19 protein-coding genes are annotated in these 17,884 nt (G+C 61.7%); 4 read left to right on the top strand and 15 right to left on the bottom strand.

Going from position 1 to position 17,884, the window contains the following annotated elements; translation table 11 throughout:
* Positions 1–101 precede the first annotated feature (101 nt).
* Positions 102–380, bottom strand: a complete 279-nt coding sequence (locus ACF8SD_RS11635; RefSeq protein ID WP_274411822.1) for a hypothetical protein — start codon at positions 378–380, stop codon at positions 102–104.
* 132 nt (positions 381–512) lie between these two features.
* On the opposite strand from ACF8SD_RS11635, the gene ACF8SD_RS11630 reads away from it, so the two are divergent.
* Both ACF8SD_RS11630 and ACF8SD_RS11625 read left to right on the top strand, forming a co-directional pair.
* Positions 513–884, top strand: coding sequence for a YajD family HNH nuclease (locus ACF8SD_RS11630; RefSeq protein WP_009686798.1), 372 nt, complete (start codon positions 513–515; stop codon positions 882–884).
* A 72-nt stretch (positions 885–956) separates the two neighbouring features.
* Complete coding sequence (locus ACF8SD_RS11625) at positions 957–1,427, top strand: RNA methyltransferase (protein WP_009686799.1); 471 nt, start codon at positions 957–959, stop codon at positions 1,425–1,427.
* Between the two features lie 102 nt (positions 1,428–1,529).
* On the opposite strand, the gene ACF8SD_RS11620 is transcribed toward ACF8SD_RS11625, so the two are convergent.
* From ACF8SD_RS11620 to ACF8SD_RS11600, 5 genes are all read right to left on the bottom strand, one after another.
* The gene (locus ACF8SD_RS11620; RefSeq protein WP_392484397.1) at positions 1,530–3,020 is read right to left on the bottom strand and encodes an aldehyde dehydrogenase; all 1,491 of its coding nucleotides are present in this window, start codon (positions 3,018–3,020) and stop codon (positions 1,530–1,532) included.
* Between the two features lie 13 nt (positions 3,021–3,033).
* Positions 3,034–3,927 (bottom strand): dihydrodipicolinate synthase family protein, encoded by an 894-nt coding sequence (locus ACF8SD_RS11615; RefSeq protein ID WP_392484396.1) that lies wholly within the window; start codon positions 3,925–3,927, stop codon positions 3,034–3,036.
* Between the two features lie 72 nt (positions 3,928–3,999).
* Positions 4,000–5,328 (bottom strand): MFS transporter, encoded by a 1,329-nt coding sequence (locus tag ACF8SD_RS11610; protein WP_173887948.1) that lies wholly within the window; start codon positions 5,326–5,328, stop codon positions 4,000–4,002.
* Positions 5,329–5,510: 182 nt separating this feature from the next.
* Complete coding sequence (locus ACF8SD_RS11605; RefSeq protein ID WP_173887947.1) at positions 5,511–6,830, bottom strand: FAD-binding oxidoreductase; 1,320 nt, start codon at positions 6,828–6,830, stop codon at positions 5,511–5,513.
* Between the two features lie 61 nt (positions 6,831–6,891).
* Positions 6,892–7,608 carry a GntR family transcriptional regulator gene (locus ACF8SD_RS11600; RefSeq protein ID WP_392484395.1) on the bottom strand — a complete coding sequence of 239 codons (717 nt, stop codon included), beginning with the start codon at positions 7,606–7,608 and terminating at the stop codon, positions 6,892–6,894.
* A gap of 325 nt (positions 7,609–7,933) precedes the next feature.
* Here ACF8SD_RS11600 and ACF8SD_RS11595 point away from each other — a divergent pair, with 325 nt between their 5' ends.
* Positions 7,934–8,272 carry a DUF2892 domain-containing protein gene (locus ACF8SD_RS11595; protein ID WP_392484394.1) on the top strand — a complete coding sequence of 113 codons (339 nt, stop codon included), beginning with the start codon at positions 7,934–7,936 and terminating at the stop codon, positions 8,270–8,272.
* A 133-nt stretch (positions 8,273–8,405) separates the two neighbouring features.
* On the opposite strand, the gene ACF8SD_RS11590 is transcribed toward ACF8SD_RS11595, so the two are convergent.
* Positions 8,406–9,614 (bottom strand): hypothetical protein, encoded by a 1,209-nt coding sequence (locus ACF8SD_RS11590; RefSeq protein ID WP_392484393.1) that lies wholly within the window; start codon positions 9,612–9,614, stop codon positions 8,406–8,408.
* 40 nt (positions 9,615–9,654) lie between these two features.
* Positions 9,655–10,104, bottom strand: coding sequence for a YcgN family cysteine cluster protein (locus ACF8SD_RS11585; protein ID WP_009686804.1), 450 nt, complete (start codon positions 10,102–10,104; stop codon positions 9,655–9,657).
* Between the two features lie 143 nt (positions 10,105–10,247).
* On the opposite strand from ACF8SD_RS11585, the gene ACF8SD_RS11580 reads away from it, so the two are divergent.
* The gene (locus ACF8SD_RS11580) at positions 10,248–10,841 is read left to right on the top strand and encodes a nitroreductase family protein (protein ID WP_392484392.1); all 594 of its coding nucleotides are present in this window, start codon (positions 10,248–10,250) and stop codon (positions 10,839–10,841) included.
* 104 nt (positions 10,842–10,945) lie between these two features.
* On the opposite strand, the gene ACF8SD_RS11575 is transcribed toward ACF8SD_RS11580, so the two are convergent.
* The 7 genes from ACF8SD_RS11575 to ACF8SD_RS11545 form a co-directional block, all read right to left on the bottom strand.
* A complete protein-coding gene (locus tag ACF8SD_RS11575; RefSeq protein WP_173887942.1) occupies positions 10,946–11,878 on the bottom strand; it encodes a D-2-hydroxyacid dehydrogenase in 933 nt (310 codons plus the stop codon).
* Positions 11,879–11,880: 2 nt separating this feature from the next.
* A complete protein-coding gene (locus ACF8SD_RS11570; RefSeq protein ID WP_009686808.1) occupies positions 11,881–12,174 on the bottom strand; it encodes a YcgL domain-containing protein in 294 nt (97 codons plus the stop codon).
* The gene (rnd, locus tag ACF8SD_RS11565; protein WP_392484391.1) at positions 12,171–13,304 is read right to left on the bottom strand and encodes a ribonuclease D; all 1,134 of its coding nucleotides are present in this window, start codon (positions 13,302–13,304) and stop codon (positions 12,171–12,173) included. Before rnd ends, ACF8SD_RS11570 begins: the two co-directional genes overlap by 4 nt.
* 112 nt (positions 13,305–13,416) lie before the next feature.
* Positions 13,417–15,054 carry a phosphoethanolamine transferase gene (locus tag ACF8SD_RS11560; RefSeq protein ID WP_392484390.1) on the bottom strand — a complete coding sequence of 546 codons (1,638 nt, stop codon included), beginning with the start codon at positions 15,052–15,054 and terminating at the stop codon, positions 13,417–13,419.
* A 165-nt stretch (positions 15,055–15,219) separates the two neighbouring features.
* Positions 15,220–15,951 carry a thioesterase II family protein gene (locus ACF8SD_RS11555; RefSeq protein ID WP_392484389.1) on the bottom strand — a complete coding sequence of 244 codons (732 nt, stop codon included), beginning with the start codon at positions 15,949–15,951 and terminating at the stop codon, positions 15,220–15,222.
* A 53-nt stretch (positions 15,952–16,004) separates the two neighbouring features.
* Positions 16,005–16,211, bottom strand: coding sequence for an MbtH family protein (locus tag ACF8SD_RS11550; protein WP_392484388.1), 207 nt, complete (start codon positions 16,209–16,211; stop codon positions 16,005–16,007).
* The gene (locus ACF8SD_RS11545; protein WP_392484387.1) at positions 16,208–17,857 is read right to left on the bottom strand and encodes a cyclic peptide export ABC transporter; all 1,650 of its coding nucleotides are present in this window, start codon (positions 17,855–17,857) and stop codon (positions 16,208–16,210) included. The genes ACF8SD_RS11550 and ACF8SD_RS11545 overlap by 4 nt, the downstream gene beginning before the upstream one ends.
* Positions 17,858–17,884: the final 27 nt, after the last annotated feature.

Here is a 17,884-nt window from a genome sequence, read left to right as displayed (position 1 = left end):
TTACGAATTGATTCTCTGCGCGACAGCGCAGCCCGTAGGGCTGTGTTATCTCCCACAGGGCACTGCCCCCCTAAAATCCCACCGCCAACGCACCGCCGCAGTCAATCATCATCTTGCGCCGGCTTCGCCGGCTCCGGCCGCAACCCCGGCAAGGGCTCATCCTTCGGCGGCCCGGGCACCGGCATCGGTGGCAGCAAAGGCGCACCCGGCTGGCTGTCGTAAGCCTTGGGCGGCGTGCTCGGGGTGATCTGCGGGTAAGGCGTGGGCGTGGGCGTACCCGGCGCACCGGGCACCGGGGTCGCCAGCCGGGGCGGCGTACTGGCGGCATCGGCCATGGGCAGGCCCGCCAGCCACAGCACGGCTAGGATCGCGCGCAACATCAGTAACCTCCTGTCGGGAACCTTCCTACAGGCTACGCCTAAATCAACGCTTTCGCCTGTCCGCCCGCCCTGCAAGCGCGCTAGACTCAATGGCATAACCGTCACCTGCCTGATCAGAACAAAGGAAACACCATGAGCGCCTCCTCTTCCGCTGCCGCCACCGCGCGCCTGGACCGCATTCTCGCCGACGCCAAGCGTGACAAGGAAATGGGCTACCGCGACAAGGCCCTGAGAATGTACCCGCACGTGTGCGGCCGCTGCGCCCGCGAGTTCGCCGGCAAGCGCCTGAGCGAGCTGACCGTGCACCACCGCGACCACAACCACGACAACAACCCCCAGGACGGCTCGAACTGGGAGCTGCTGTGCCTGTACTGCCACGACAACGAGCATTCGCGCTACACCGACCAGCAGTACTTCAGCGAAGGCTCCACCAGCACCCCGAGCATCGCCAAGGCCACGCACAACCCGTTTGCCGGCCTGGCTGGCTTGCTGAAGAAAGACTGACCATCGATTCGCCCCCCGCTGCTACCGGGCAGCCCGTATAATCGCGCTTTTTTTCGCGAAGGGCCCCGGTACGTGGCAAACAAACGATACAGCTGCATCGGCCTGTTCAACCCCAAGTCGCCGGAAAACGTCGGCTCGGTGATGCGCGCCGCGGGCTGCTACGGCGTCAACTCGGTGTTCTACACCGGCAAACGGTATGAGCGCGCCCGTGACTTCGTCACCGACACCAAGCGCGTGCACTACGACATCCCGCTGATCGGCATCGATGACCTGCAACGCATCATTCCGCTGGGCTGCACCCCGGTGGCGGTAGAGCTGGTGGACGGCGCCCGGCCCCTGCCGGAATACACCCACCCGGACCGCGCCATCTACATCTTCGGCCCAGAGGACGGGTCGCTGAGCGAAGAAGTGCGCGGTTGGTGTGAAGAGACCATCTACATCCCGACCGAGGGCTGCATGAACCTGGCGGCGACGGTGAATGTGGTGCTGTACGACCGTATGGCCAAGGGGCTGAATACCCGGTCGGGGCCCAAATTCAAGTAAAAAGCCGCCCTTGCAGTGCCTGTACCGGCTCATCGCCGGTACAGGCACCACAAAAGCGGCCAGGTGCCGAACTCCGTCAGAACAGCACCGGTCTTGCTCAGCTCACGAAGCGTTGATCCAGATGGTCTTCAGCTCCGTGTATTGGTCATGGGCCCAGATGGACTTGTCGCGCCCACCAAAGCCAGACTCCTTGTAGCCACCGAACGGCGTGGTCACGTCACCTTCACCGAAGCAGTTGACCGTGACCACTCCGGCGCGGATTTCACGCGACAGGCGCAGCGCATTGCGCAAGCTGCCGGTGTAGGCCGAGGCGGCCAGGCCGTAGACGGTGTCGTTGGCCAGCTCGATGGCTTCATCAATCGTTTCGAAGCTGGTCACGCTCAGCACCGGGCCAAAGACTTCCTCGACGAACAGCTTGCTGTCACGGCCAACGTTGTCAACAATGGTCGGCTGCACATACACGCCGTTCTCGGTTTCGCCGCCCTGAACGATGCTGAGTTTTTGCCCGGCAGCGTATTCCAGGTACGACTTGACCTTCTCGAAATGCGACTTGCTGACCATCGCGCCCAGGCGGTTGTCCGGGTCCAGCGGGTCGCCCAGCTTCCAGTCCTTCAAGTGCTTGGCGATCAGGCCCAGCAGTTCGTCTTTCACGTCCTTGTGCACGATCAGGCGCGAGGAGGCCGAGCAGTTCTCACCCATGTTCCAGAACGCACCGGCGGTGACGAACTGCGCCACTTCGTCGAGGTCTTCGCAGTCGTTCATGACCACGGCCGGGTTCTTGCCGCCCAGCTCCAGAACGATGCGCTTGAGGTTGGACTCGGCAGCATATTTCAGGAACAGGCGGCCGGTGTCGGTGGAGCCGGTGAAGCTGACCATCGGGATGTCCATGTGGCGGCCAATGGCCTCGCCCACTTCACGGCCACCACCGGGCACCAGGTTGAACACACCGGCCGGGATACCGGCTTCATGGGCCAGCTCGGCCACACGCAGGGCGCTGAGGGTGGTTTCCTTGGCCGGCTTGACCACGATCGAGCAACCGGCGGCCAGCGACGGGGCGATCTTCCAGGCCAGCATCAGCAGCGGGAAGTTCCACGGCAGCACCAGGCCGACCACGCCAATGGCTTCACGCACCACCATGGTCACGGCAGCGTTGCCGGTCGGGGCGGTGGCGTCGTAGATCTTGTCGATCAGCTCGGCGTGCCAGCGGATAGTGTGGATGGTCTCCGGCACGTCGACGGTCTGGCATTCACTGACCGGCTTGCCGCTGTCCAGCGCTTCCAGCACTGCCAGTTCGTGGGCGTTGTCTTCCAGCAACTGGGCGAATTTCTGCAGCACGTGCTTGCGGTCGTTCGGCTGCATCTTCGACCAGGTGCCTGCCTCGAACACCCGCTTGGCCGCCGCCACGGCGACGTTCACGTCGTTGACGTCGCAGGCGGCGACTTCGGCCAGCTGCTTGCCGGTGGCCGGGTTGGTGGTGACGAAGGTGCGGCCAGAGATTGCATCGCGGAACTCACCGTCGATGAACGCCTGGGTGCGCAATTGCAGGTCGGCGGCGATGGCCGCGTATTGTTCCTTGCTTAGCAATTCAGCCATTTTTCCGGCCTCCTTATTTGATCTGGGCGATGGTGGCCTTCAGCTCGGTGACCACGCGCTTGAGTTCTTGCTTCTCGGCGTCATCCAGGTCATACAGCGGCTTGCGCACACCACCGGTCTTCAGGCCGTTGAGGGCAACGCCGTGCTTGATCGCCTGAACGAACTTGCCACCTTCGAGGAAGTCCATCAGCGGCATCATGGCGGCCATGATCTTGCGGCCTTTGTCGAAGTTCTTCTCGATCACGCAGGCCTCGTACAGGGCCACGTGCTCGCGCGGGATGAAGTTGGAGCCGGCACAGACCCAGCTCTGGGCGCCCCAGGCAAAGAATTCCAGGGCCTGGTCGTCCCAGCCGCAGGACAGCTGGATGTTCGGCCGCTGGATGGCCAGGCGGTGCAGTTGGCCCATATCGCCGGAGCTTTCCTTGATGGCGACGATGTTCTGCACGTCGGCCACGGCGTCGAAAAACGCCTCGCCCATGCTCACGCTCATGCGGCCTGGGTAGTTGTAGAGCATGATCGGCAGGCCGGCGGCAGCGTCCACGGCTTTGACGTGCAGGGCGATTTCCTGCTGGGTCGGCAGCGCGTACGGCGGGGTACCGACCAGCAGCGCATCGGCCTTGATTTCCTTGGCATGCTGGGCGAAGGCCACGGCGTCTTCGGTGCGGATGCCACCGGTGCCAACGATCAGCGGCAGGCGGCCGTTGAGCACGTCCTTGGCCTGGGCGGCCAACTCGACACGCTCCTGGGCGGTGTGGGCGTAGTACTCACCGGTGGAGCCACCAATGATGACGCCGTGGATCTTCGCTTCGACCAGGTATTCGAGGACCTCGGCGAACGCCGCCTTGTCGATCGAGCCGTCCGCAGCCAGCGGGGTGATTGCCGGGGTGTAGATGCCTTCGAATTTCACGGTAGATTCTCCAGTGCGTTGCTCAGTGTTTTGAAGGCCGCAGCACAGGTGGCTGCGGCGGGTCATGCGCATTCAGCTCAGCGAAGCCGCTTGTTGCAGGTTCAGCGAGCGGGTTTCCGGGGCCAGCGCGACGGAAATCGCCAGGCCAATGAACGTCACCGCTGCAGCGGCGTACATGGTTGCGCCGATGCCATAGCTGTCCAGGGCGATGGGCACCAGCCAAGTGCCTATCGCGGCGCCAACGCGCGACAGCGAGGTGCCCACGCCCACCGCGCCTGCGCGGATCTCGGTGGGGAACAGTTCGTTGGGGTAGACCAGTTGCAGCACCTGGGCGCCGCCGATGAACAGCGCGTAGGCACCGAACAGCGCCAGGATGAGCATCTCGCTGGCGTTGCTGAAGGCACCGAGGCCCAGCAGCGCCAGCCCCGACCAGAAGAAGCTGTGCAGCAGCGTGGTGCGCCGGCCAATGGTATTCAGCAGGCGGGTACCGATAATGCAGCCCACCACGAACAGGCAGGTGATCGCCACCGAACCAATGGCAGCCCAGTCCCCTTTCAGGTTCAGTGCGCCCAGCACCTTGGGCGCGAAGGCATACACGGCGAACACCGGGATCACCGAGCACGTCCAGAACAGGCTGACGAACAACATGCGCTTGCCGTAACCGGAGTGCAGCAGGCTGAGGAACGACAGCTTGCGGGTCTTGGGCTCTTCCGGCAGGTTGTTCAGCGAGAAGCCAGGGCCGTACACACGCTTGATCACCTGCTCGGCTTCGGCCGAACGGCCCTTGCTGATCAGCCAGCGTGGCGATTCCGGGGTACCCAGGCGCAGGGCAAACAGCAGTGCACCGATCACCGCGGCACTGGCCAGCACCAGCCGCCAGGCGTCTTCACCGCCGTGGCGCAGAATGGCCTCACCGACCATGTAGGCGGTGGCCGCACCGGCGAACCACAGCACGGTCAGGGTGGCCAGGCGCGGCCCGCGGTTTTTCTTCGGCAGGAACTCCACCAGCAACGAGGTGGCCACCGGGTATTCAATGCCTACGGCAATGCCGATGGCAAACCGCAGCAGGAACAACGCCAGGGCCGACTCCACCCAGAACTGCGCCAGCGAGGCCAGGATGAACAAGGTCGGGCCGACGAAGAACACCCTTTTGCGGCCAAAGCGGTCGGTGAGCCAGCCGCCGAAGAAGCCACCGAAGAAAATGCCGATCAGCGCCGATGCGGCAATCATGCCTTGCCAGAAGCTGCTCAGGCTCAAGCCTGCGGACATCTGCACCATGGCCACGCCAATGATGCTTAGTACATAGCCGTCAACGAACGAGCCGCCGCCGGAACGCAAAGTCAGCAACTGGTGAAAGTTGTTGATCGGTACTTCTTCAATCGAAACATTCGGACTTGTCATTATTGTTCCTACCATTTCTGCTTACTACGTGTTTTCAAGGCGAACGCGCCCGCGAAACTGAAAAGACTGTTCAGCCCCGGGGACCCGGTAATAACCACCGGTGGTCAATTTCGGGCCGAGTGAGCCCGTGCCGGCTAACTGGGTGCCGACCTGTCTGTGCTATGCCTGATGCCTGTCAGCGATCAGCTTTCTTTGCCAGCGCGGAACTGCCCCCACATCAAGTTGGCGTTCAAACCCAGCGAAACCAGGGGTTGCGGCGGGTTCGCGGAAGGCCCGGGGGCATTTAGCAAAAACTCTATAAGTTCGTTCTTGTCGCCCGCCAGCCAGTCAGCCAGCAACTTGCCGGTGACCGTGCCACGGGTAACACCGAGGCCGTTGCAGCACAGTGCGCCGACCACATTGGGCGCCAACTTGCCGAAGAACCCCATGTGGTTGCGCGACAGCGCCAGGGCACCGCCCCAGGTGTACTCGAAGTCCACCCCGGGCAACATTGGAAAGCGCCGGGCGAACGATTCACGGTGGCGCTCGGCGAAGCGCTGCAGATACTTGCGGTTGCTGCGCCCGTCGGGGTTGTAACTGAAGCTGTTGCGGATCAGCAGGCGGTTGTCGACGGTACGGCGCAGGGTGGTGCCGAACGGGTCGGCAGGGATCACGCCCCAGTACGGGTTGCCGCCCAGCCGCGCCTGCTCTTCAGCGGTCAGTGGGCGGGTGATGCTGCCGTAGGTGAACACCGGCAGCATGCGGCCCTTGAGGAAGCCGAAACTCATGCCGAAGGCATTGGTGGTCAGCACCAGCTTGTCGGCTGTGATCGAGCCCTTGGCGTGGCGCAGCACGACCTTGTCGCCATATTCCACATCGGTGATGGGCGTGTGCTCGTACAGCGAAACATTGCTCGGCAAGCTGTCGGCCAGGCCCTTGACCAGGGCCGAGGGCTGCAGCAGGGCAGTGCCCGGGGTGAACAGGCCTTTGCGGTAGAAATGCGTGCCAATGTGCCCGGGCAAGTCACGGGCCTCGATCACCTCATAAGGCTGGCCCAGCTTGTCCAGGCCGCGGCGGTAGGCGTCCAGCACGGCAATACCGCGGTCCTCGACGGCCGCCTGGTACTTGCCGCAGTGGCGGAACTGGCACTCGATGGCGTAGCGCTCGATCAGCTCCTTGAGGTACGACTGCCCGCCCAGGTTGAGCTTGAGCACGGTTTTGGCGATATCGATGTCGCCAATGTAGTCCTCGGCACCGATGTCGTGCGGCAGGTCGATGGCAAAACCGGCGTTACGCCCGGAGGTGCCAAAGCCGACCTCCTGGGCTTCGACCAACACCACTTCGTCATGCGGAAAGTTCGTTGCCAGTTGGCGCGCAGCAGCCAGGCCGGTGAAACCGGCGCCGACGATCACCCAGCGGGCCTGGGTGTTGCCGCTGTGGGCCGGCCTTGGCGTGCGGGGCTTGCTCAGGTGATACCAGCCACAGGTGGCATCATCGGCAGGTAACGAACTTATTCTTGTCATTGGACTAACCTGGTGCTTGTCGTCGTCGAGCGGTCAGCCAGCGCCGGCCTGACCGGGTCATTCATATCTGTAACGGTACATCCAGCCCTTGTGGTGCGGCGTATTCGGCCATGCGCCGGCGCGACAGCTCGAAGTGCTCACGCACCAGTTGCCCAGCCATTTGCGGGTCACGGCGCTCGATCGCATCGATCATCTGGTCGTGCTGCGCGCAAGCGGTTTCCAGGTCACGTTGCATGTCATCGGTGGTTGGGTGGCGATAGAAGATCTTGCCCAGCCGGGTGTGGTCGATCAGCAAGCGACGCAGGCTCGGCAGCAGGTAGTCGTTGTGCGCCATCTTGCCGATTTCCAGGTGGAAGGCGTCGTTGTAGAGCACGCGGTTTTCCACATCACGGTCTTCGATCGCCTGGCGGAACTGGGCCTGGATGGCCTTGAGCGCGTCGATTTCATCGGAACTGGCATAGGTGGCGGCCAGCTGCGTGGTGGCGATGTAGATCAGTGGCGCGGCAACGAAAAAACTGTGCAGCGACTCGTGGTTCATGGCCGCCACCCGCGGTGCGCGGTTGGCTTCCAGTTCGATGTAGCCCTCGGCGGCGATCTGGCGCAGCAGTTCACGCACGGGTGGGCGCGACAGGCCGAATTCGTCGCACAGGGCCAATTCGTCCACTACCGCCCCCGGGGCCAGTTCCATGCTCAGGATCCGGCGGCGCAGCGCCTCGGCCAATACGGCCTTGCGGTCCGGTGGCACTTGCGCTTCGAGGGGTTGAACGGTGGCTTTCATGGCGGCCTTTTTTGTGGTCATCGCGCTGTGTCTACTATTTGTATAACGACTATAGGGCACTGTTAGACAATGTGTCTACAGCATTTCAGATAAACGGCTGAATCTGTCTGAGCCTTTGTTTTCAAGGCTTCCAGCGGTTTCGACAGCGGTGATTAAACACCCTTGAAGCTGCATTGCCAAACCGGACAGGGTATTCGCCATATACGACACAGCCCGCTGCTTTTCACCGTTTCAACCCCACCCAGGGCTCGCCGCCGAGCGATGCAACTGAACGCAGGCGTTGCCGTGCAGGTCAGCTGCTTACATTCCACAAGGAGGGTTTGCCATGCTCGATAGCCATTCCGCTGCGCCGTCGCAGCACAATGTTCATGGCCTGGAACGTGCCAGCTCACTGGCCGGTGGGGCGCTGATGTTCAGCAAAGGGCTGCGCCGTGGCGGCCTGGTTGGCTTGCTGCAGATGGCGGTGGGTGGCCTGGCCGTGGCGCGTGGGGTCAGCGGGCACTGCGCCACCAAAGCCTGGTGGCAGCGGCACCGGCAGGAGTATCAGCGCTTGCGGTCGGATATCGAGCGTAGCGCGGCGGACCTGGAGGCGTTGAAAGCCAGCGCCGAGGCGGCGACGCGCGGAGTGACGGTGACCGGGAAAGATCCGTTGGCTGGCGGTTGATTCCTGCATTGCCTGTGCCGGCCTCTTCGCGGGCTTGCCCGCTCCCACAGGTGTTGCGCATGCCTGGAGAGCAGTGCTGTCCTTGTGGGAGCGGGCGAGCCCGCGAAGAAGCCGGCACAGGCAATAAGAATATCTAGCGCAACGCCTTGCTCTGCAACACCTCAGACCGCCGCCCCAGCACATTCTCGCTGATCTGCACGAACTCTTCGGTACTTACGCTCGGCAAGCGCATCAACCCGCGCACCACATCATCCAGCGAACGCTTGGCCTGGGTATGGATGCGGATTTCCTTGTCCAGCGCCTGCAGCAGCATCACACCACGGGCGACCTGCGCCGGGGTGGCCTGTTCGCCACGCAGCCGGGTCACCTTCGCGCCCTGCTTGCTCAGGCGCGCCTGCCAGGCCTGGTAGCGGTCGTCGCTCACCCCGCCAGAGCGGCGCAGCAACTCGCTGGCGTAGTAATCGGTCAAGCTTTCGACCAGCCAGTCATTGCCGTCACGCCCACGGATCTGCGCAAACAACTGCACCACTTCACGCAGCAACGGGCTGCTGCCGTTCTCGCTGACCATCGGCCTGCCACTGTGCAGGTACACCGACCCCTGCGCCGCCAGCGCCCCACGCCACATACCGTCGCGCGCGCCCACCAGCAGCAGCTTCGGCGGGTTACGCGGGAACACTGCCTGCAGTTGCGGCCAGACGAAGGTGAGCAAGGTCAGGCTGTCCATCCGCCGCATGCCCTGCCCCACCGGCGCGGCCACGGTCACGTCGGTATCACCTAGACGGGCACGGCGGCTGCCCAGGTCACCGGCGAGCATCCAGCCAGTAGGGCGGTCGAACAGGCGCGATACATTGTCGATGCGGAACTTGTCCTGGCCGACGCGCGGCCAGGGCGTTTCGATGCTCTTCCAGCCCGCTGGCAGGTCGAAGGCCAGGCGCGCCACCAGCTCGGTCCCATCCTGCTGGTCGAGGCGCGCAGGCGGCACCAACTGGTCGCCCAGGAACAGCGCCCAGTGCGGGGTTATACGTGACGAAAACGCGCCGCTGGCAAGCTTCTGGTCCAGCAGCACGCGGTAGCTGAGGCTGGTCTTGCCGGCCGCAGGCTGCCATACCCCCCGCTGCCCGTTCAGTTGCCATTGGCCATCGGCCTGGAAGCCGCTGTAGGCACCGGCCTTGCCCAGGTCGAAGTCAAGGCTGCGCACCGCGCTGCCGTCCGCCAGGGTCAGGCGAACTTCTGCCTGGCCGCTGGCGGGCAACAGGCGCACTTCGTAATCGAGATTGACCTTTTTCGCCCAGGCGGGCGCACTGGCCATCAGGCCCAACAGCAACAACAGCTGGCAACGCATACAGAAACTCCTTGTTCCCCGTGGCAGCGGGCCGCGCTGCTCAGCTGGCGCGGAAAATCAGGTGGTCTTCCCAGTCGTCTTCGTGCACATCCTGTTCCCTGAGCATACGCCCCGCCTGGGAAATGCGCTGTTCATGGACCTGTTGGCGGTCGCCACAGACCAGGTGGTGCCAAGCGGGCAAGTCCTTGCCCTCGCTGACCAGGCGGTAACCACAGGTACTGGGCAGCCAGGTGAACTGGTCGGCCTTGCCCGGGGTGAGCTGGATGCAATCCGGCACCTGGGCGAAGCGGTTGGGGTAGTCGCTGCACTGGCAGGTTTGCAGGTCCAACAGCTTGCACGCGATACGCGTGTAATAGACGCTGTTGTCGTCCTCGTCCTCGAGCTTTTGCAGGCAGCACAGGCCGCACCCGTCGCACAGCGACTCCCACTCCTGGGCATTGAGTTGTTCGAGGGTCTTGCGCCGCCAGAACGGCGCGTTGTCAGCGATCATTACACGGTTACCTGCATTCATCTTGTGGTCGCGGCGCGCAGCGGCGCCAGTCTAGAGCCTGGCCTTGAGCAAAGCCAGGCCGCTTGTCAGTCGCAACGCGAAGCAGTAGCGTGCGCGTTTTCCGTCCGTTTGCAGGAGCCGCCATGAGCGCCACCCCCCGCGTTGCCGATTACGCCATCAACGAGCAGTTCATCAACCGCTGGTCGCCCCGCGCCTTCACCGCCGAACCGATCAGCGAAGAAACCCTGCTGAGCTTCCTCGAAGCTGCCCGCTGGGCACCGTCGGCGTACAACTCGCAGCCTTGGCGCTTCCTGTATGCCCGCCGTGACACCCCGAACTGGGAGCGCTACCTGAGCCTGCTGGTACCGTTCAACCGTAGCTGGGCGCAACAGGCGTCGGCGCTGGTGCTGGTGATGTCCAAAACCACTTTCGCCGCCCCGGGTGCCACCGAAGAAAAACCGGCGCTGTGGCATACCTTCGACACCGGCTCCGCCTGGGGCCACCTGGCCCTGCAGGCCAGCATCAGTGGTTGGCATACCCACGGCATGGCCGGTTTCGACCAGGCCCTGGCGCGTCAGGAGCTGAAGATCCCTGAAGGCTACGAGCTGCATGCCATGGTGGCGATCGGCAAGCTCGGCGACAAGGCCAGCCTGGACGAAGCGCTGCAGGCGCGTGAAATGCCTAGCCCGCGCAAGCCGCTGAGCGAGCTGGCGGCTGAGGGGGATTTCAGCCTGTAAGTTTTGGGTTGGCAGTACTGGCCCATTCGCGGGTAAACCCGCTCCTACGCCACCCGTTGTAGGAGCGGGTTCACCCGCGAACAGGCCGGCACAGGCCAAAGCAGTCAGTAGCCCCTGGCGAAGTCCACTTCACCGCGCAACCCCTGCCCGGCTTCATACGCCCGCATATTCTCGACAAACAACCGCACCATCGCCGCCGGCGAGGTGGGCGCCGAGCTGTGCCCGGTCAACAACAAGCCCCAGGCCGTCCAGAACGGGTGCTGCCTGGGCAACGGCTCCTGGCGGCACACATCGATCACCGCCCCGGCCAGATGCCCCTCTTTCAACGCCGCTACCAGGTCGGCATCGACCACCGCTGCACCCCGCCCGGCATTGATGAACAGCGCCGTGGGCTGGAAGCACTTGAACAGTGCAGCGTTGTACAAGTCGTGGGTAGCCGGGGTATCCGGCAGCAGGTTGAGCACGTAGTCGACCTGGCCAACCATGCGCGGCAGGTCGGCCAGCGCCGCCACTTCGACGAACGGTGCCTGCTCGCGGGCGCTGCTGGCAACGCCGTACAGCACCACGCCAAACGGCTGCAGGAACTCGGCCACGCGCTGGCCGATGTCGCCGGTGCCCACGATCAGCACCCTGCGCCCTTCCAGCGTGCGCCCCGGGCGGTCGTCCCAGCGCCGCTCGACCTGGCTGACCAGGCGCGACAGCACCTCGCGCTCATGGCCAAGCATGTAGGTGAGCATGTACTCGGCCATTACCTGGCCGAAAATGCCCACCGCTCGGGTCAGGCGATAGTCACGCGGCAAGCCGTCGGCCAGCAACGGTGTGATGCCGGCCCAGGTCGACTGCAGCCAGCGCGGTTGGTGGCCCTGGCGCAGCAAGCTCGCCAGCAGGTCGGGCTGGCCCAGCCACACCGGGCAACGCGGTGCCTGGCGGGCCAGTTCGGCCGAGTCGCCACTGGTCAGGATTTCCACTTCAGACGCGGCTGCGCGCAAAAGCGCGGCGTAGCGGGCATGGTCATGCTCGGCAATCAGTACGCGCATGTTCAGGCCGGGTCGTTGCGGCGCAGCAGCTCTTCGGGCAGGTGCTCGATGTACTCGTCATCCGGCGGTGGCATCTGCAGGTGGTAGCCTTGGTTGTCGAGGTTCTCCAAGACCTTGGTGATGTCTTCGCGGGCCAGCTTGCGTTCCGGGCTGAGCACCAGGTCGAAGGCATGCACGGGGGTGCCGAAGAACGGCAGCAGGCCTTCTGGCACGCGCTCAAGGCCGTCAGCCTTGAGCACGTACAGGTACATTTCGTTCTTGCGGGGGCTCTTGTAGATGGAGCAAATGCGTTTCATCGGGTCTCTCCGACGCCTGCAAGGCTGTCCAGCAGGGCCTGGCCCATGCGCTCACGGCGCCAGCCGCGCAGCGAATCGGGCAATTGATAAGGGCCATTGGGGTAACCGCTCTTGAGCAGTGCCTCCAGGGCTTTTTTACGCAGCATCAGCTCAGGGGCAATGCCCAGGCGCTCGCCTTCGGCCTGGCCGATGGCGCGCAGCTGCTTGAGGATGCCGCTGGCTTCGATCGGCAGCGGCTCGGGCAAGGGCGCTGGCCACTGCTCGGCAGGCAGGCTGGCGGCGCGCTTGATCAGTTGGATGAGAAACTCACCGTCCTGACGAATGGTGCGCGGGTGCATCTCTTCAACCTTGGCCAGTGCCGACAGGTTGCTCGGCTGGTTCTTGGCAATGGGCCACAGCGAGTGCTCCTTGAGCACGCGGTTGCGGGGCACATCGCGGCTGCGGGCAGTACGCTCGCGCCAGGCGCACAGCTCACGCAGCACGGCCAACTGCTGGGGCGCCAGCTTCCAGGCCAGCTTGACGTCACGGTACAAGGTGGCTGGCTCGACTTCGCGACGCAAGGCGGCGACCAGCTCGGCGCCATCCTCCAGCACCCAGGCATACTTGTCGTCGCTCAGGCGCGGGCGCAGCACATTGAACAGCTCGGCCAGGTGCACGGCATCTTCGGCCGCGTAGCTGACCTGGGTGTCCGACAATGGGCGCTGCAGCCAGTCGGAGCGGGTTTCGCCCTTGGGCAGGTCGATGCCCAGCACTTCCTGCACCAGGCGCGAGTAGCCCATGGAAAAGCCAAGGTTCAGGTAACCGGCGGCCAGCTGGGTGTCGAACAACGGTTGTGGCAACTTGCCGGTCAGGCGCAACAGCACTTCGAGGTCTTCGCTGCAGGCATGCAGCACCTTGACCACACCGCTGTTTTCCAGCAGGTCGGCCAGGGGTTGCCAGTTGCCGATCAGCAGCGGGTCGATCAGAAAGGCCCGTTGGCCGTCGCCAATCTGGATCAGCCCGGCCTTCGGGTAAAAGGTATCGACCCGCATGAACTCGGTATCGACGGCGACAAACGGCAGTTGCTGCCAGTCGCGGCAGTGTTCAGCCAGGCTCTGGTCGTCACATATCCAGTGAATTTCGATGGCCACAAGGCTCTCCCACTAACATTGGCGCGCAGTATATACGGCGCGGGCACTGCTGGTGAAACCCGGGCCATCCTTGATATCGATCAATGGTGCGTTTGCACGCAGGGTGCAGGCATCAGCGCTTGGCCGTCAGCCACGGGCGGCAACTGGCGAACATGTCCAGCGACCGTTGGTAGACCTCGGTGTGCACCTGCAGCAGGCCAAGCATCGAGTGGAACAGGTTGTCTTGCGACAGCGGGGCGTCGCTGAGCTTGGCCAGGCAATCGGTATCGAGGCCGAAGTCCTCCTTGTAGCTGTCGGAGAACCAGGTCAGCAGCGGAACGTGCTTCTGCTGCTCGGGGGCGATGGCGTACGGTGTGCCGTGCAGGAACAGGTTGTACTCACCCAGCGACTCGCCATGGTCGGACAGGTAGATCATCGCCGTGTCCACCTTGTCCTGCTTGCTGCGCAGGGTGTCGATCAACGAGGCCAGCACCTTGTCGGTATAGGCCAGGGTGTTGTCGTAGCCGTTGATGATTTGCTGTTCGCTGCACTGGTTCAGGGCATTGCTCTGGCACACCGGGCTGAAACGCTCGCCGCCTTCGGGGTAGCGCTTGAAGTACTCGGGGCCATGGCTGCCCATCTGGTGCATCACCAGCACGGTGTCCTTGTCGAGGTTGTCGATCAGCGCGTCCAGGCCTTGCAGCAGGATCTGATCATGGCATTCACCGCCTGCGCACAGTTGCGGGTCCTTGAGGTTGCTGACATCGATGAACTGCACGCGATCGCAAGTGCCCTTGCAACCTGACTGGTTGTCCCGCCACTGCACGGCAAGGCCGGCACGCTGGAGGATGTCCAGCAACCCTTCGCGGTTCTTGGCGACACTGGCGTCGTAGTCCTTGCGCTGCATGCCAGAGAACATGCACGGTACCGAAACCGCCGTTTCCGTGCCGCACGAATGCACGTCGGAGAACGCCAGCAGGCCCTGTTCCTTGGCCAGGTTCGGCGTGGTATCGCGGCCATAGCCCAAGACACCGAAGTGGTCTGCCCGGGCACTTTCCCCGACCACCAGCACGGTCAGCGATTTGCGCTCATGCTTCTGCCAGGCCACATCACGCTTGGCATCTTCGCCGTAATGCTGGAACGGCCGCGCTGCGGTACCAACGCGTTCGCCGACATAACCAATGGAGGCGCCCACGATATTGCTTGGGGTCAGCATCAGGCGCAGTTCGTGGTGGTTGCGAAACAGCGACGACAGCCCTTGGTAGTTGACCAGCGCCACCGAACCCAGCGCCACCACGCAGGCACCACTGACCAGCAGCTTGCCAAGCAGTTCGCGGTGCCAGCGGCGGTAGGCGATCTGCGCCTTGCACACCAGCACCGAAGGCAACACACCCAGCAGCAGGATGTAAGCGGCAAACTTGAACGACATCAGGTCGCGCACTTCCGCCACATTGGTTTCGGCCATGTTGCGGAACATGCCCGCATCGATAAGTACGCCGTACTGGTTCATGAAGTAAGCCACGCCGGCGCCACTGATGAACAAGACCACAAGTAACGGCTTCAACACATAACGGAAGGCAAATAAAGTGAGTACCAGGTTGAACGCGAACAGCATCAGCACGGCGAACGCCAGAATCAACCACAACCCCGACATGCCGGGGGGCACGACCGCTTGCAGATGCTCCCAAAGGAACATGTTGAAGCCGATCAGCAGGTACAGGCTGGCCAGCAGCGTGACCCATTCAGTCCGCAGGGATTTGAAATTGAGCATCAGTGTTCGCAATCAAGAGTGGTTATCAACCCCACGGCCCGACGGCACCGTGGGAAAGTTGGACGAACTCTAGAAAGCGCACCATCAATTTTTTGTGAAAAAGTCGGTAACGATTTAGTGATGGAGAGGCTTTCATCAATCACGTGCAATTTTTTCAGCTTACGTTCAGTTACCCGCCCTCTCCTCCACCCGCTCAGATGCCAGCACCTCGCTGATATGATCCAATATCGACCGTTCGTAGTGATGGATGAAGAAATGCTTCCCAGGGAATGTACGCATTGAAAAATCGCCGGTTGTCTCTTGACGCCAAGCCTGCAATTGGTCTCCGGTGGCACGATCATCTTGACCGGCCAATACATGCAAGGCACAAGCCAGTGGCTTGCGTTCGAGATAGACATAGCGTCCGCACAGCAAAAAATCAGCTCGGACGATCGGTAGCATTAGATTCATCAAGTCCTGATTGGCCAGCAGATCATCTGCGGTACCGTCGAGTGATCGCAAATCTGCGATCAGTTCACAATCGCTGCGCGGCTCACGCCACGCGTCTGCGTGGTAGTCCTCGCGCCGGGTTGGTGCCGCCATACCGGAAACGAACAGAGCCAAGGGTTCAGGGCACCCAAGATGCCGAAGCTCATGAACCAGTTCGAAAGCCAGCAACGCTCCCACACTATGCCCGAACAGCGCATAGGGAACGGTGGCAGCCTGACATTGCTCGAGGGCCAACTGCCGCACCAATGGGCATAACTCGGTTTGCAATACCTCCCCCATGCGAGCACCGTGACCTGGCAGCTCAACAGGACAGACGCGTATCCAAGCAGGTAACCCGCTACGCCAGCGGGTGTATACCATGGCACTGGCACCGGAATATGGCAGGCAAAGCAGGTTCAAGAGGGTCATGCCAATGCTCACTTAAACAGAACACATTATGAAGTTAAAAATCCCATCACACGTCAGTCTGACATTATGCGCAACGTAGCTGACTGCACGTCACTGCAGACCGCTTCCACATAAGCAAGGCACTCCGATTTCGGGCCACCTTTACCGACGGCACACCAACCCACTGGAAGGGTCTTGTAAGCGGGCCAAAGGGAATATTGACCGTGGTGATTTATCAAGACCTCAAAAAGGATGTCGTCCCGATCGAAGATAGGGGTCATTGTCTTTGCTCCTTAGCAATGGCGCCTTGGCAATCCGTATATGAATTTGTCAGGCACCCATCTTGTAGCTGAACGATTCGATCAGCTAGGGCGAAATAGGCATCATCATGACTGATAACGATGACAGTCTTACCGGTGGCGCGCAGCTCGGGAAGCAGCTCATAATAGAACACGCGTTTGAATACAGGGTCTTGGTCAGAAGCCCATTCATCGAAGAGATAGACATCTCGATCTTCCAGATAGGCGCATACCAATGCCAGTCGCTTACGTTGCCCCGAGGACAAAGCCACAGTGGAGAACCGGCCGTTGGATAGCCTTACCTTGTTCTCCAGTCCAAGTCTGCGCAGGTAGTGCTGAGCGCGCGCGTTGAGTTTGTCGTTGGGTTCCAGCAACAGATGGCGAAGCAGATGAAAGTCTGCAAACACAACGGAGAAGTGCTGACGATAAGCCTGTAGATTGTGACTTGTAACAGACATCCCATTAAGCCACATACTGCCTTGTTCGGGCTGATACAGGCCAAGCAGTAACATCGCCAGTGTCGTTTTTCCACTGCCGTTGCCACCCACAATGAAGAGGATCTCGCCTGCCTCGATTTTGAGGTTCAGCGGCCCGAGAGGGAAACGCTCATCCTCACTATCGCTGGGATAATGATGGGTAACCCCCTGCAGAACAAGTGAAACGAAGCCTGGGCCTGGGAATGGATTGGTGAGTGTGCTTTCCGGCTGTACATCACTGCACAGAGTGGCATTGAGCTTGTACAACTGGTGGTAAGCAACCGTGCCCTCAGTAATCACAGGTATCGCGTTCATGATCGTGCTCAACGGGCCCATCAGATACAGCACAACTATTGAGAACGCTGTAAGCACTGAAGCTTCATACTCAAGAAATTGCGGAACAATGAATAACAGCCCGCCAATCACCAAATAGAATAGAACATCACCAAAATTAGCAACCAATGCCAACCTGGAATAAGTATCGACATGCGACTTCTTGAGACTTATGGCATCGGCCTGCAACACTTCTTCAATGAAGCGACGCCCACGATTGATATTGAGTTGCAGCTCGCGCCGTCCTTCGACCAGGTCATGAAAGTGACCATATAGCCGCCCCACTTCCCTACGCAGATTTACCAGACGGTTCAACACAGGAAGTTTAAGATAGTAATAAGTTATAGCGCCGAGCAAGAGGGACGCTAGAAATACCAGAAACAGATCCCAAGCCAGCCAGGCCATATAAGCCAGACACCCGATAAGAATTGCCGAATACGTCAAGACCATCGGAATCAAGGTCATGGCCGCGATCAGTGATTCGATATCCCGGGTCAGGATCGTCAGCAATTCCGCCTTGCCTTGTTGGTTGAGTTGAGCGAGACGCGCGGACAATAGCTTGCCACTCATGTCCAGACGGATGTTCAGGATCGAACTCTGGGTCAGCTTGAGCAGGATGATCTGGGTAAGCGTGCGAGCGAACAGATGCAGCACACAGACGCTGAAAAACAGTTCGGCCACTTGTGCCGCCGCACTCGCATGGGTTCGGGTCATCAAGGCGACGAGTGCCACGCCGCTTGCACCGGCGATCAGACTTGCAACGCAGGATGCCAGCAGAAGTGACCATGAACGTCCGTATAAATAAGACAGAAAATTCATGATGTCAGTATCGTCTCCAGCAGAAGG

Source organism: Pseudomonas sp. CJQ_9 (assembly GCF_043106615.1).
GTDB classification, from domain to species: Bacteria; Pseudomonadota; Gammaproteobacteria; order Pseudomonadales; family Pseudomonadaceae; genus Aquipseudomonas; species Aquipseudomonas juntendi.
This window is presented reverse-complemented; position numbering and strand designations above follow the sequence as displayed.